15 protein-coding genes are annotated in these 13,515 nt (G+C 62.5%); 1 reads left to right on the top strand and 14 read right to left on the bottom strand.

The window, feature by feature from the left end:
- Positions 1-288: 288 nt before the first annotated feature.
- Complete coding sequence (locus KJQ12_RS01450) at positions 289-1,158, bottom strand: nucleotidyltransferase-like protein (protein WP_213483176.1); 870 nt, start codon at positions 1,156-1,158, stop codon at positions 289-291.
- A 160-nt stretch (positions 1,159-1,318) separates the two neighbouring features.
- Between KJQ12_RS01450 and KJQ12_RS01445 the strand changes: the two genes are divergently transcribed.
- Positions 1,319-1,720: a YgzB family protein gene (locus KJQ12_RS01445; RefSeq protein WP_213483175.1), complete on the top strand. Its 402-nt coding sequence runs from the start codon at positions 1,319-1,321 to the stop codon at positions 1,718-1,720.
- A gap of 61 nt (positions 1,721-1,781) precedes the next feature.
- Here KJQ12_RS01445 and KJQ12_RS01440 read toward each other — a convergent pair whose 3' ends face one another.
- The 13 genes from KJQ12_RS01440 to KJQ12_RS01380 form a co-directional block, all read right to left on the bottom strand.
- Positions 1,782-3,452 carry a glycosyl hydrolase family 18 protein gene (locus KJQ12_RS01440; RefSeq protein ID WP_342344783.1) on the bottom strand — a complete coding sequence of 557 codons (1,671 nt, stop codon included), beginning with the start codon at positions 3,450-3,452 and terminating at the stop codon, positions 1,782-1,784.
- Positions 3,453-3,666: 214 nt separating this feature from the next.
- Positions 3,667-4,110 (bottom strand): Fur family transcriptional regulator, encoded by a 444-nt coding sequence (locus KJQ12_RS01435; RefSeq protein ID WP_015255719.1) that lies wholly within the window; start codon positions 4,108-4,110, stop codon positions 3,667-3,669.
- 104 nt (positions 4,111-4,214) lie between these two features.
- Positions 4,215-4,943: an MgtC/SapB family protein gene (locus KJQ12_RS01430; RefSeq protein ID WP_213483174.1), complete on the bottom strand. Its 729-nt coding sequence runs from the start codon at positions 4,941-4,943 to the stop codon at positions 4,215-4,217.
- 129 nt (positions 4,944-5,072) lie between these two features.
- Positions 5,073-6,515, bottom strand: a complete 1,443-nt coding sequence (gene gatB / locus KJQ12_RS01425) for an Asp-tRNA(Asn)/Glu-tRNA(Gln) amidotransferase subunit GatB (RefSeq protein ID WP_213483173.1) — start codon at positions 6,513-6,515, stop codon at positions 5,073-5,075.
- A 3-nt stretch (positions 6,516-6,518) separates the two neighbouring features.
- Positions 6,519-7,988, bottom strand: a complete 1,470-nt coding sequence (gene gatA / locus KJQ12_RS01420) for an Asp-tRNA(Asn)/Glu-tRNA(Gln) amidotransferase subunit GatA (protein ID WP_015255722.1) — start codon at positions 7,986-7,988, stop codon at positions 6,519-6,521.
- Positions 7,989-8,006: 18 nt separating this feature from the next.
- Positions 8,007-8,294: an Asp-tRNA(Asn)/Glu-tRNA(Gln) amidotransferase subunit GatC gene (gene gatC / locus KJQ12_RS01415; protein ID WP_213483172.1), complete on the bottom strand. Its 288-nt coding sequence runs from the start codon at positions 8,292-8,294 to the stop codon at positions 8,007-8,009.
- Positions 8,295-8,441: 147 nt separating this feature from the next.
- Complete coding sequence (locus tag KJQ12_RS01410) at positions 8,442-9,230, bottom strand: SDR family oxidoreductase (RefSeq protein WP_015255724.1); 789 nt, start codon at positions 9,228-9,230, stop codon at positions 8,442-8,444.
- 118 nt (positions 9,231-9,348) lie between these two features.
- Positions 9,349-9,726: a hypothetical protein gene (locus KJQ12_RS01405; RefSeq protein ID WP_015255725.1), complete on the bottom strand. Its 378-nt coding sequence runs from the start codon at positions 9,724-9,726 to the stop codon at positions 9,349-9,351.
- A gap of 230 nt (positions 9,727-9,956) precedes the next feature.
- A complete protein-coding gene (locus KJQ12_RS01400; protein WP_213483171.1) occupies positions 9,957-11,171 on the bottom strand; it encodes a M24 family metallopeptidase in 1,215 nt (404 codons plus the stop codon).
- A gap of 145 nt (positions 11,172-11,316) precedes the next feature.
- Positions 11,317-11,805, bottom strand: a complete 489-nt coding sequence (locus KJQ12_RS01395; protein ID WP_213483170.1) for a hypothetical protein — start codon at positions 11,803-11,805, stop codon at positions 11,317-11,319.
- A gap of 171 nt (positions 11,806-11,976) precedes the next feature.
- Complete coding sequence (locus KJQ12_RS01390; RefSeq protein ID WP_015255728.1) at positions 11,977-12,402, bottom strand: hypothetical protein; 426 nt, start codon at positions 12,400-12,402, stop codon at positions 11,977-11,979.
- A 16-nt stretch (positions 12,403-12,418) separates the two neighbouring features.
- Positions 12,419-12,568: a hypothetical protein gene (locus KJQ12_RS01385; RefSeq protein WP_015255729.1), complete on the bottom strand. Its 150-nt coding sequence runs from the start codon at positions 12,566-12,568 to the stop codon at positions 12,419-12,421.
- A gap of 36 nt (positions 12,569-12,604) precedes the next feature.
- Positions 12,605-13,504, bottom strand: coding sequence for a hypothetical protein (locus KJQ12_RS01380; protein WP_015255730.1), 900 nt, complete (start codon positions 13,502-13,504; stop codon positions 12,605-12,607).
- Positions 13,505-13,515: the final 11 nt, after the last annotated feature.

Here is a 13,515-nt window from a genome sequence, read left to right as displayed (position 1 = left end):
GAACCATCTTCGTCGTCCGCCGTTTCAGCGGCGACTTTTATAATATATCACATCTGCCCGCCTCGATGCAAGTGTTTTTTTCGAGGAAATCATTTCCCGCCTGCATCGCCGGACGGATCAACCATCCGGATGGCCGAAGCCATTTCAGGGGCGGAAACTAATTTATCACATGACCTCCGTTACCGTCAAGCCGTGTCGAACACGTTTGTCGGGGATTCCGTTCCCTTTTTCCATAAAAACAAAAACCGCCACACAAGGCGGAAAACAAATTGCGTTATGAGCTTTGTTTTACCGCGCGGCCGCATACTGCAATTCCAGCGCGTCCGGGTCGTTCGCCTCCGGAAGCGCCGCAACTTCGCGGATCAGTCCGCGTGTCACCAGCTTGCGCAGCAGAAGCGACAGGTCGAGCCGGAGCGGCTTCAGTTCCGGCCGGGCCATCAGCTCACCCACGCTCCACGGTTCCTCGCGGCTTTCAATAATGTCGAGCAGCAGGCGGCAGCACGATTTCATTTTGCTCATGACATGGAACTCGCAAGCGAGCAGCACCAGCTGCACCCGCTTCTCGAGCGACTCCATGCTGGTCGTGAGCTCTTCATACAATTTGTAGATGCCGGGGTTGTATTTCTTCATCTGAGCCCAGACCGTCAGTTCCGGATGCACCCCGTCTTCAATCAGCGAAATATGCGCCCAATGGTGCAGCGCGGCGAGCACATTGCTGTGGGCGTCCATGATATTGCCGTCCTGCAGATCCTGCTTGGCGTGCAGGAATGTCCGAAGGAACGCGGAAAATTCCGCCGCCAGCTTCTGTCTGCGCAACTCCTCCGGAAAATCGATCACCCGCTGCTTGACCCGCTCCAGATAACCGTCACGGTCCATCAAAATTTCCCCCCGCACGATCCATGGAATGATGCTGCGGCTCTCGACTCCGGCGATCCATTCGTCCAAGGCGGCGGCCGCAACCGTGCGGATTTGCACCCGCTTGCCTTCCTTACGGACGTGCCGGACGCTGCGTTCACGCCCATCCCGCTCCACGACCGCAAGCAGCAGCAAGTCCAATCCGTCGATCAGCGGGTTGTACCGATACGGGTTGTCGATCAGCATGACGCCAATCAGGCCCGGTGCGTCCTGAATCCATTGCAGACATCGCGCCGTATCCATCGGTGAACCGGATCCCCCATCGTTTCTGGCATGATCGCAAAACATCGTATATAATGAAGATCTGCGATACTGTAGTTGTTCGACAGACATTCGGCATTTCCTGCTGCATTTCTGCATGGAACAGGCAACCGTCAACCGGTAAATGATGGGAGAGAGTCCGATGTTCTTCAAGACCGCGAAAATCAACGAGTTCCGCACCTGGGGGCTGCTGCTGACGATGATCGGCATGGGCCTGATGGTAGCAGGCACGGCGGGAATCGTTTTCTGGGGCGTGCAGTCGGGCAAAATCATCGCCGGCATCTTTCTCGTGCTGGGCATGATCGCCCTCATGCTCAGCATGGGCGTCTATTTCTGGGCCGGCATGCTGTCGACGAGCGCCATCATGCTGATCTGTCCGGAATGCGGACGCCAGACGAAAATGCTCGGCCAGACCGACCGCTGCATGTTCTGCCGGACGATCCTCACGCAGGACCCGAACAAGGCGACGGCATTCCCCGAAGAAGAAGCGGATGGGACAGTGAACGCCGCATCGCCTGCGGCAGCGGAGAATAACCCGAAATGAAACGAAAACCCGCGGACGCGGCGGATTTGGGGCCGACGCATCCGGCGGGTTTTCATTTTGATTACGGACGGGCCTCCAGCGTGTCGTGCAGCACTTGCCAAATTTCAGGCTTCTGGAACCCGCGCTGCCAGGTGGCGACGCCGGCGAGCTTGTATTTCCTCGCCAGCTCGGCCCGCGCCTTGATCGATGTCTCGTCTTCGATCCAGATCCGGTGGCGCCCTTCCTCCGTCTCGTATTCCACATAGTTCTGCCCGGTGCTGTCGTCATACGTCCGCTTGAGCCCGCGTTCCCGGATCAGCTTCTCGATCGCCTCCATGCCGAGCGCCCGCGAGCTGACCTCGACCGAGCCGTCGGCCTTCTTCTTCTCCGTCCATACGCGGGTGTACAGCGGAATGCCCATGATAAGCTTCGACGGCGGCACGCCGTCTTCCTCGAGGATGCGCTTGATGGACCGTTCGACCCACGGCAGCGACGAGACCGAACCGGCCTTCGGGCTCGACGCCCAATGCTCGTCGTACGTCATGACGATCATGTAGTCGACCACTTTCCCGAGCGCCTTCCGGTCCAGGAAAGCCGACCACATCTCGCTGTTTGACTTCGGCGTGACGTCGATCGAGACGACCAGGCCCTGTTCGTGCGCCAAAGGCACAAACTCGCGGACGAATTGGACGAGATTCTCCTTGTCCTTCGTGTAAACGTTCTCGAAGTCGATATTGATGCCCTGCAGTTTGTACGTCTCCGCATAGACAAGCAGCTGACGGATCATTTTAAGTCTTGTCGCGTATGTGGACAGCGCCTCCGTCGTCCGATCGGGATCGAAGCCGTTGCTCCACAGCGCCCACACCTGATAGCCGCGCTTGTGCGCCCAGGATACATAGGCCGGATCGGCCTTTGAACGAATCGCGCCCGAACCGTCTTTCAGTTCGAACCAGGTCGGGCTGACGACGTTGACGCCCGGCATCGGACCGATCTTCGACGGATCGGCCGGCACCTGATAGACCGCTTCCCAGGTCAGATTGATCTTGCGGCCGTTCGCCGGCCAGGGCAGAAAAGGATCTTCCCGCTCAGGCTCGGGAATGATCTCGAAGTCCGCAAGCGTAAAATCCGACTCGGCGGCGTAACCGGCATGCCCGGATGCGGTCTGCACGCGATACCAGCCTTTCTCCTCGCGCCAGATGCGCACATCCCCGCCGGCCGGGACCGTCTCGATGATCGGCGCCTTGATCGTCGGTTCTGAACGAACCGCCGCACCCTGCTCGACGGTTACGGACGCATTTTGGATCCCTTGTCCCGGACGCAGCAGCGTCACGATCCCGGTTTCCTCCGCCACTTCCGCGGTCAGCCCGTACAGGACGGTGACCGGCGCGAGCGGCAGATAGACGACATCCCCTTCAACCTCCGCGGCGATGGTCAGATCGAACGGTTCGCCGTTCATCTCCGCGGTCAGCGCCGCCGTCTTCAGCCGCACGACCTTGTCCGCCGTTGTCATAATGATCGATTCGCTGTCCGCTTCGTACCGGATCGGCACATCTTCACCGAGCACGGCCCGAATCATATCAAGCGGCAGCAGCACATTCGCATCCCGGACGCGCGCTTCGCCATCCAGCTGCTCCCCGTTGTAAAAGACGGGATGCGCCGCACCGTAATCGGGCACGATCGTGTCGCGGTTCGGCTGCATCCGCTCCCACCAGGCGTATGCCGCGCCCGCCGCAGCCGAAAGCAGAATCAGCATGAACAGCATTCCCAGGATCGGTGCGGTCCGCCTGGTTCTCCGCCGCCGCGGCGCACGCATTCTCGTCAGTTCCACTTCCGGCTTCCCCTCTCTCCCCAATCCCTTGAAAAAACAAATACGTACAGCAGGCCGAAACGCTCAGGCTCCGGTCCCTGTACGTACATTGACGCAGACGCCCGCCCAAAAGTTGAGCAAGCGCGGATATAATTGCCGATCACGATTTACCGGCCTTGTCCGATGCCGCGCAATCCGGGCAAATGCCGTAAATTTCCATACGATGTCCTTCGACGATGAATCCTGTTTCCCGCGCGGCTGCCTTTTCCACTTCCAAAAGCGGCGGATACTCGAAATCGGTGATCCGTCCGCACGATTTGCAAATGCAATGATAATGATCCGACAGATCGGCGTCGAACCGGCTCGAATCGTCGCCGTAGGTCAGTTCGCGGACGAGACCGGCATCGACGAACAACCGGAGATTGTTGTATATCGTCGCAACGCTCATGCTCGGAAACTCCGGCGACAACGCGCGGTAAATCTCGTCAGCCGTCGGATGCGTCATCGAATTCATCAGGTAAGACAGAATCGCGTGGCGCTGCGGCGTCATGCGTACTCCGGTACTTTTCAGTTGTTCCAGCGCATCGCTGACGCTCGTTGCCATTGACGTTCACGCCTTTCTCTTATGCTACATCCATTGTAAAGTTTCAATTTTCAATTTGTCAATTCCGGGGGGACGGTCAATCCTTGCCAGCCTGCGGTCTTGCGCTATTCCATCGAAGCGGCGTGCACCCCGTCCAGTCCGCGGAGCCCGTCGAGCAGTTCCGCTTCGGCCGACCGTTTCAACCGGACGTGCAGATAGACGGCCAGCTGGTTCGGTCCGAGCTTCTCCGGCGCGTCCGCGTCATCCTCGTCCTGGAAACGCATTTTGCGCAGATCGCCCCCGCTTTGTTCAACCGTCTCCCTGAGCTTCTGCATGAGCCCCGGCCGGTCATCGACCCGCACCACGATGAGCCGCTCGGATTTCCGCCGGAACAACTTCCGCTCCAATTTGTTCAGCGCCCACAGCACGAACAGGACGAGCAAGGTGGAGACCGCCGCGGCAAAATAGAACCCCGCCCCGACGCCGAGTCCGATCGCCGCCGTCACCCAGACCGACGCGGCCGTCGTCAGTCCGGTCACGCTGCGCCCCGTCTGCAGGATCGTGCCCGCTCCGAGAAAACCGACGCCCGTGATCACCGCCGCCGCCAGACGGGCCGGGTCGACGCGGACGTTGAGCTCGTTGACGAACAGGGCGAAGCCGTAGATGGACAACAGCATCATCAAGCATGAACCAAGACATACCATTATATGCGTGCGCAGGCCGGCCGCGTGCTGCGACCGCTCCCGCTCCAGCCCGACCAGACCGCCGAGCACGGCGGCCGACAGCAGACGCAGCAGAATTTGCCATTCACTGATGTACCACGGGTTGTCGACGACTGCGGCGAACGTGTTCACGACATCCCACTCCCGACAAATCAAACGGCTTGCGCAGTCCTGTTCCGGGCGGACGCATCCGTTTCGCATTTAAAGATACCGCCCCGGTCCGCACAGGCACGGAAGGGGCGGCTTGACATTTGACGGGCTTTACGACTTCAACACTTCCACGAGCAGTTGATTCACCAGCGCCGGATTCGCCTTGCCCTTCGTCTCCCGCATGACCTGGCCGACAAGGAAGCCGAGCGCCTTCTCCTTGCCGGAGCGGTAATCCTCGACGGACTGCGGGTTGGCGGCGACAACCTTCTCCACGATCTCGCGGATCGCGCCTTCGTCGCTGATCTGCACGAGCCCCTGTTCCTCGACGATCTGCTGCGGAAGTTTGCCGGTCTCGAGCATCGCCTTGAACACCGTCTTGGCGATCTTGCCGCTGATCGTCCCTTTCTCGATCAGGCCGATCATCTCGCCAAGACCTTGTCCCGTCAGCTTCACGTCGTCCAGTTCCAGGTTGTTCGCGTTCAGATAGCCGAGCAGATCGCCCATGATCCAGTTCGCGGCGGCTTTCGCGTCCTTCGTGTAGCGCAGGCTTTCCTCGAACAGGTCGGCCAGCTTCTTCGACGCCGTGATGACGCCGGCATCGTAGGACGAGAGGCCGTACTCGGACATGTAGCGCGCCTTGCGGGCGTCGGGCAGCTCCGGAATCGAAGCGCGGACGCGCGCCTTCCATTCCTCGTCGATGACGATCCGGACGAGGTCCGGATCGGGGAAGTAGCGGTAGTCATGCGCTTCTTCCTTGCCCCGCATCGACAGCGTCTTGCCCTGCGACTCGTCCCAGCGGCGCGTCTCCTGCACGACTTCGCCGCCGCTGTCGAGAATGTCGGCCTGACGCCATTCCTCGTACTCGAGACCGCGCTGCACGCTGCGGAACGAGTTCATGTTCTTCAGCTCGGCGCGCACGCCGAACTTCTCCTGACCCCACGGGCGCAGCGAAATGTTCGCGTCGCAGCGGAGGGAACCTTCCTCCATCTTCACGTCCGACACTTCGCAATAGAGCATGATCGCCCTGAGCTTCTCCAGATAGGCGCGCGCTTCCTCGGGCGAGCGGATGTCCGGCTCGGAGACGATCTCGATGAGCGGCGTGCCGACGCGGTTCAGGTCGACCAGCGAAGCATAGCCGCCTTCGACGTGGGTCAGCTTGCCGGCGTCCTCCTCGAGATGGACGCGCGTAATGCCGATCCGCTTCGTCTGGCCGTTCACTTCGATGTCGATCCACCCGTTCTTGCCGATCGGCTGGTCGTATTGCGAGATCTGGTACGCCTTCGGCAGGTCGGGGTAGAAATAGTTCTTCCGGTCAAACTTCGTCACGTCCGCGATCTCGCAATTGAGCGCCATCGCCGCCTTCATCGCGTACTCGACCGCCTGGCGGTTCACCACCGGCAGCACGCCCGGATGGCCGAGGCAGATCGGGCACGTGTGCGTATTCGGCGGAGCGCCGAAGGACGTGGAGCAGCCGCAGAAAATTTTCGTCTTCGTATGGAGCTCCACGTGCACTTCCAGGCCGATGACCGTTTCATATCTCGTCGTCGTTGTCATCGATCACGCACCTCCCACGGCCGCCGGACGCAGTTTGTGATGCTCCGTCGCCTGCTCGTATGCGTAAGCCGCGCGCAGCACCGTCGTCTCGTCGAACGCCTTGCCGATGATCTGCATGCCGACCGGCAGGCCGTCTGCCAGGCCGCACGGCACGCTGATCGCCGGCAGGCCGGCCAAGTTGACCGGAATCGTGCAGATGTCGTTCAAATACATGGTAAGCGGGTCATGGATCTGCTCGCCGATCTTGAACGCCGTCGTCGGCGCCGTCGGGCCGATGATGACGTCGAACTTCTCGAATACCTGGTCGAAGTCCTGCTTGATCAGCGTGCGGACCTTCTGCGCCTTCAGATAGTAGGCGTCATAATAACCGGAGCTGAGCGCGTACGTGCCCAGCATGATGCGGCGCTTCACTTCCGCGCCGAATCCCTGGCTGCGCGATTTGACGTACAGGTCGATCAGGTTGTCCGGGTTTTCGGCGCGCACGCCGTACCGGACGCCGTCGAAGCGCGCCAGGTTGGACGACGCCTCCGACGAAGCGAGCAAATAGTAAGCCGCGACCGCGTATTCCGTATGCGGCAGCGACACTTCTTCCCATGTCGCGCCGAGCGACTCGAACACTTTCAGCGCCGCCAGCACCGCATCCTTCACCTGCGGCGCGATGCCTTCGCCGAGGTACTCCTTCGGCACGCCGATGCGGAGGCCCCGCACGTCACCGGTGAGCGCCGCGGTGTAGTCCGGCACCTCGACGTCGGCCGACGTCGAATCCATCGGATCATGGCCGGCGATCGCCTGCAGCACGTAGACCGCGTCCTCGACGTTCTTCGTGATCGGGCCGATCTGGTCCAGCGAAGACGCGAAGGCGACGAGGCCGAAGCGCGAGACGCGCCCGTACGTCGGTTTCAGGCCGACGACGCCGCAGTAGGCGGCCGGCTGCCGGATCGAACCGCCCGTGTCGGAACCGAGGGCGAAGTAAACCTGCCGCGCCGCCACGGCCGCCGCAGATCCGCCGCTCGATCCGCCCGGAACCCGCTCCGGATCCCAGGGGTTGCGCGTCGGTCCCATCGCCGAGTTCTCGTTCGAACCGCCCATCGCGAATTCGTCCATGTTCAGCTTGCCGATCGTGACGGATTGCGCCGCGCGCAGCTTGTCCATCACGGTGGCGTTGTAGATCGGGATGTAATTGCTCAGGAAACGGCTGGCGCACGTCGTCTTCAGCCCGTCCGTCACAATGTTGTCCTTGATGCCGGCCGGCAGGCCGAAGAGCAGCCCGCGTTCTCCGCCTTCTTTCAGCTGCTTGTCCAGTTCGGCCGCCTGCGCCCGCGCGCCTTCTTCGTCCAGCGTAATGAACGCCTGCACGACGGGCTCGGTCTCCTTGATCCGGCTGAGCGAAGCCTCGACCAGATCGGAGACCGCAAGCTCCCCGCCGCTCAAGCGGTCGTGCAGTTCCTGCAATCGCAGATCCAATACGGACAACGGTCGTTCCTCCTCTTCCTATTCCAATACCGCCGGGACGCGGAATTGTCCGTCCTCTTCGTCCGGCGCGTTCAGCATGACTTTCTCGATCGGCCAGGACGGCCGCGGTTCATCGTCCCGCATCACGTTCGCGACGGGCAGGACGTGGCTCGTCGGCGGCACGTTTTCCGTATCCAGCTCGTTCAGCTTCTGCGCATAATTCAGAATCGCGCCGAGCTGCTCCGCGTACTTCGCCTTCTCTTCCTCCGTCAGTTCGAGCCGCGCCAGCTTCGCCACGTGCTCGACATCCTGGATCGAAATGCTCATCGCTGCTTCCATTGCCTCCTTCGATTCCGATCAATTCCTTCCATTATATCGCACCGCTTGTCCGCGCTCAATCAGGGGAGGCTGCGAAGCGTGCGGCTTCCGCCCCCGCTTCTGCAAGGACTCCGGCGCGCTGCGGCGCCTCTTCGGTCAGACGCCTCGCCACTGCCCGCCGTCGACGACGATGGCCTGGCCCGTCATGTAGCTGTTCGCCGGCGAAGCGAGGAACGCCGCGTAGCGTGCGAATTCTTCCGGATCCCCCGAGCGCCCGAGCGGAATCGACGATTCCGAGCGCCGGCGCACTTCCTCCACCGGGATGCCTTCCCGTTCGGCGGATGCCCGGTCCAGACCCAAGATGCGGTCCGTCTCGAAACGGCCGGGACAGAGCGTATTGACGAGAATGCCCGCCGGAGCAAGCTCATTCGCGAGCGTCTTCACGAGACCGTGCAGGCCGGCCCGCAGCGTGTTGCTGAGCACGAGCCCCGGAATCGGCTGCTTGATCGCCACCGATGAAATGTTGACGATCCGGCCGCCCCCGATACGCTGCATATGCGGCACCGTCTCGCGGATGAGCCGGATAACGCTCATCAGGTTGAGCTGCACCGCCGCTTCCCAATGTTCATCCGTCATATCCATGAAAGCGCCGGACGGCGGTCCGCCCGCGTTGCAGATGAGCGCGTCGATCCGCCCGAACCGCCGCGCCGCCGCGTCCACCAGCGCCTTGATGTCGCCGGGCTGCGACACGTCCGCCCGCATGGCAAGCACATCGCGTCCCGATGCCTTGCGGATCTCATCCGCCGTCCGCATAAGCTCCGCCTCATCGCGAGCGCAGATCGCGACATCCGCGCCTTCCAGCGCCAGCCGCATGGCGCACGCCTTGCCGAGCCCGCGGCTCGCCGCGGTCACGATCGCCGCCTTGCCCGTCCATCCCAGATCCATGTCGGTCCGTACCCTCCATCCGCAGAAGTTGTCCTTGGAAATTATACCTTTACGTCTCCGCGAATGAAAGACCGGCACCAAGAAGTTGACGCCGGCAAGCGCCGGCGTCCGTTGTGCATCAGATCCATGCCTTCAGATTCACTTGACGGATGAAGTCTTCCCGGCTCTGCACTTCCTTGCCGGTTCCTTCCCGGGATTCGGTCTCGCCGCCGTTCATGATCCGGCGGAACAGCTCTTCGTTGTGCGTCGCAAGCGCGTAATCGATGAGCGCCTCTCGCTCCACCCGCTCGGCTTCCCGTTTCAGCAGCACTTCTTCCGGCTCGATGTCGCCCGCCGGAACGAACACGTTCTTGTTCACTTTGGGCAGGCGGACGACGTAATCGAACGCATTGTCCGCATTCCGGTCATACGCGATGATATATCCATATTCGCCAATCGGCAGATTTTGCTCAAAATGATCCGCGACGACTATGACCCGTTGGCCAAGCTTGTACATCGTTCACCGCCCCTCTCGCTGCGCATTGCGGCATGCCGCCGCCTTCGCGTCATCCGGCTGCCGCTCCCTATAAATCTATCCTACTCAAAAACAGACCGGTATGCAAATCCCGGGAAAAGAAACCCTTGCTCCAATTCTATGCGGATATCCCGGATATGAGCACGGCGTCTGACCGGGCGCCCGTCTGCCGCCCGCCATGCCGGATAATCCGCCATTTCCGCGCACCCCGCTTACGGCAGCCGGATCAGCCGTTCGGGCGTGAGGGTAAGTGCGAGCGGCGGGCCTTCGGATTGCACGGCGTAACTGTTCTCGATGCCGACGACGCCGCGGCCGGGAAACGTAAACTTCGGCTCCACCGCGATGACCATCCCGGGTTCGAGCGGCATGTCGAAGCCGCGCGCGAGCACCGGCCACTCGTCCACCTCCAGCCCGATGCCGTGGCCGAGGAACCGGACCCGGTCGGCGCCGAAGCCCATGAAATGGTCGGCCAGCCCGGCCTCATCCGCCATGCGGACCGCTTCTTCATACAGCCGCTCCGCCGGCGTGCCCGGCACCAGCAGCTCTTCCGCGCGCCGGATGATCCGGACGGAAGTCTCGTAGGCCGCGAGCAGATCGTCCGGCAATGCGCCGATCACCGCGGTGCGCGTCTGGTCGATGATGTACCCGTCGATGCAGCAGCCGATGTCGATCAGAATCGGCTCGTTGCGCCCGATCGGACGCCGGCTGACACTCTGCGCCGCCGCCGGACCGAGCCCGCGGCCGCCTGCCGGGCCGTCGAACGCGGACGGTTCCGCCGCCGCTTCCCCGGCGCCGACCATGCCGGTCAGCACCTCCAGATTGTAGGCGCGCATCCGCATCGTCCCGATATGGCCGCGCTTGCGAACGGCGTGTTCGTACGCCGCCATCCACTCCAGCTCGGTGACGCCTTCGCGCAGCAGCGGCAGCGCCTCGTCCAGCGCTTCGGCGGCGGCTCGCGCAGCCGCCTGGATCCGCCCGATTTCATGCGGAGACTTCACCATGCGCAGGCGGCGCATCATGGCCGACCCGTCGGCCAGCTCCGCTCCCGCTCCGCGCAGCAGCTCGGCCAGCCGCAGGTAAAGCTGCGCGGGCAGCGCATCCAGCGGCGTCAGAACGGTCCTTCGTTCTCCGCTCCCGGTCAGCGGCGGAAAGTCGGCGGCCAGCTCCGCGCCGAACGCCTTGAACGAGCCGAGCGGCTTCGTCCTGACGCGCGACTCCCGTTCCGCCCTCGCCACACTTCGGCGGACGTAAAGCGTCGGTTCGCCCTCGTCGGGCACGAACAGATAACCGGCCTGCATCGTGCCGGTCAAATAGTAGAGATCCGTATTCTGCGAGACGAGCATGCCGGCATAGCCGCCTGCCTTGAGCTGCTCTTGCAGTCTGGCGATCCGCTTCTCCGTCTCTCCCGCCGGCAGCGCATGTTCCATCCTATGGCCTCCCCGCACCTTTCTCTCATGATTATATTCACCCACAGCGACGGGATTGTCAAAGCCGTCCCGCTTCTCCTGAGCGAGGGGGATAGGGTGAAAAAGAACGCAAAAAACCGGGGACATCCGCGATTCCCCGGGATCTTCAATGAAGCGGCACCAGCTCCGCCGCCCCTTTCACATACCACTCGACCGGCCCCATGACGTTGAATCCGCGCGGATACCGGACCCGCGCGATGAGGATGACGCCGGGCCGCTTCAGCGTCACCTCGTAATTGTACGTTTCGTTGCGGTACGTGTACGGAAAGACGGCTTCCGCGTTCACGACACGCAGCACGGCGATCTCGACCGGATCGCGCAGCATCGCGCCCGGCAGCGGCTTGAGCGAAGCGTCCAGCCGCATGTTCACCCGCAAATACTGCAGTGCGGCCGATGCCGCCGCCGCTTCGTCGATGCGCAAGATGCCTGCCGCGAGCGCGTCCTGATCCAGCTGCTGCGCCCCCGCATGGGCGGCACGGTTCACCGCCCGCTTCGCTTCGAACAGGGTGCGGACCGCCATCTCCCCGTCGATCTGCAGCGCCAGCAGCATCATCCACACCGCCGCCATCAGCGTCAGCAGCAGCAGTTTGTGCATTCCGGCCTTAATTCCCCCCTTTCGGTCTGTAACGTGTCAGGCGCCGGTTCCACATCCCCCCGTTCCGGATTTCATCCGACGGCACCGGCTGGCCGCTGCCGGGCGCGTCATGTATGCAATCGGCCGCCGGACCGAAAGCCGGTTCGGCGAGCCGCCTGCATCCGCTCTGTCTCAAGGCACATATTCGCTCATTTTCATGCCTGTAGCGCTGATCAGCGCCTGTTCGTCCGGCGGCGCAATGCCGATCAGCCGGTCGATCTCGAACAACCGCTCGTAAGGGTAACGGATCGTCAGCACAATGCCGGCGCCCCGCCGAACCGGAGTCTGCGGATTCGTCGCATCCTCGCCCGACGTCGCGGCCACCTCGTAGATCAGCTTCCCGGGCTCAAGCCCGTAGGCCGCGAGCCGGTTACGGGATGCGGCGATCATCGCGCCGTCGATATAGCCGTGCGATCCGTTCGCGCCGATCTCCAGCAAATAGTCGACCTCCTGCTGCAGCACCGCCTGCCGGACGATGAACACATGCTTGTAGACCGGCGCGAACATCATCCAGCAGAGCAGGGCGGCGAACAGCACGAACACGAGAACCGAACGCATCCGCCTGCGTCACCGCTTACGGGTTCAAAGCGCCGATCCGGGTGTTCGCGTTGTTGCCTTGAACTTCGATCTGCCTTTTCGTGCCGCCGTTCGGATTCGCGATGATCGTGTTGAACAGCACCACCACCACGATAAGCAGCATGACCGTCATCAGAATGTTGCGCATTCCCGCATCTCCTTCCCGAGAAAATATGAATTCCTGTTACTGCAACGATTGAAACAATTGCTGACTTTCCTGCACCCACGGATAGATGAAGATCTGGAACATGTACAGAATCGGTACGCCCGCCAGCACGAACAGCACGTAGGACGCCGCTTCCTTGCGGCTCTCGCGGCTCAGCTCGATCTTCGCCTTGTAATCGGCGATCCGCTCGCGAAGCAACGCGTAGAACGCGTCGTCTTCGCGCAGGCGCAGCGCCTCGATCGTCTCCGCGAAGCTGTCCGCTTCGGCCGTGCCGACGCGGCGCTTGAACCGCGCGATCGCTTCCCCCGCGTCGTGGTACCATTCCGCCAGCATGCGCCGCAGATCGGAGCGGATGACCGACGTGTAGGGCAGGCAGCGCGTCAGCTTCACGTGCAGGTGCAGCGCGGCTCCCGCGAAATAGAGCAGCTGATTGCTGACGGCCAGAATCTCCCGCATGATGAGCTCGGAGCGCGCCTTGCGCACCGATTCGAGCAGCGGCTTGTCGCACAGCGCGCAGGCCGCGAGCGCGGCCCCCGCCGCCTGCAGCCACAGGATGCGGTCCGGCGGCAGCGGCACGTACGCGGGGAAGGCCGCTCCGCAGATAAGCGCGGCTGATCCGAAGAGGATCGCAACCCGCCGGGCGAACATGTACCAGGCCGGGTCATACGCGAAGCCGCATCCCGCAAGCAGCGTTTCGCGCGTCAGGAAGCTCTGGCTGCCGCGGCGAATGCCCGCCGCCCGCAGCAGCCATTTCGGCGCAGGCTGCGGTCCGTCATCTTCAAACTGCAGATGCGTCCAGCGCGGACGGCGCCGGATCCACGCCTGCAGCAGGGCCGAGACGGACAGCGCGCACAACCCGAACTGGGCGACCAGCAGCAGCAAGGTCAAGCCGCGCACGATCGATGGATCGGCCAGCACTGTCAATCCCC

Source organism: Thermobacillus xylanilyticus (assembly GCF_907165215.1).
GTDB lineage: Bacteria > Bacillota > Bacilli > Paenibacillales > Paenibacillaceae > Thermobacillus > Thermobacillus xylanilyticus.
Note: the sequence above shows the minus strand (reverse complement) of the source record. Positions and strands in the feature narration are given on the sequence as shown.

What these genes read in the sequence shown, in the direction of transcription:
- KJQ12_RS01390 (WP_015255728.1), bottom strand. Translation starts at nt 12,402, where the DNA reads ATGCGTTCGGTTCTCGTGTTCGTGCTGTTCGCCGCCCTGCTCTGCTGG.
- KJQ12_RS01450 (WP_213483176.1), bottom strand. Translation starts at nt 1,158, where the DNA reads ATGGATACGGCGCGATGTCTGCAATGGATTCAGGACGCACCGGGCCTG.
- gatC (WP_213483172.1), bottom strand. Translation starts at nt 8,294, where the DNA reads ATGAGCATTTCGATCCAGGATGTCGAGCACGTGGCGAAGCTGGCGCGG.
- KJQ12_RS01410 (WP_015255724.1), bottom strand. Translation starts at nt 9,230, where the DNA reads ATGGATCTGGGATGGACGGGCAAGGCGGCGATCGTGACCGCGGCGAGC.
- KJQ12_RS01445 (WP_213483175.1), top strand. Translation starts at nt 1,319, where the DNA reads ATGTTCTTCAAGACCGCGAAAATCAACGAGTTCCGCACCTGGGGGCTG.
- KJQ12_RS01435 (WP_015255719.1), bottom strand. Translation starts at nt 4,110, where the DNA reads ATGGCAACGAGCGTCAGCGATGCGCTGGAACAACTGAAAAGTACCGGA.
- KJQ12_RS01385 (WP_015255729.1), bottom strand. Translation starts at nt 12,568, where the DNA reads ATGCGCAACATTCTGATGACGGTCATGCTGCTTATCGTGGTGGTGGTG.
- KJQ12_RS01395 (WP_213483170.1), bottom strand. Translation starts at nt 11,805, where the DNA reads ATGCACAAACTGCTGCTGCTGACGCTGATGGCGGCGGTGTGGATGATG.
- KJQ12_RS01440 (WP_342344783.1), bottom strand. Translation starts at nt 3,452, where the DNA reads ATGCTGATTCTGCTTTCGGCTGCGGCGGGCGCGGCATACGCCTGGTGG.
- KJQ12_RS01400 (WP_213483171.1), bottom strand. Translation starts at nt 11,171, where the DNA reads ATGGAACATGCGCTGCCGGCGGGAGAGACGGAGAAGCGGATCGCCAGA.
- KJQ12_RS01405 (WP_015255725.1), bottom strand. Translation starts at nt 9,726, where the DNA reads ATGTACAAGCTTGGCCAACGGGTCATAGTCGTCGCGGATCATTTTGAG.
- gatB (WP_213483173.1), bottom strand. Translation starts at nt 6,515, where the DNA reads ATGACAACGACGACGAGATATGAAACGGTCATCGGCCTGGAAGTGCAC.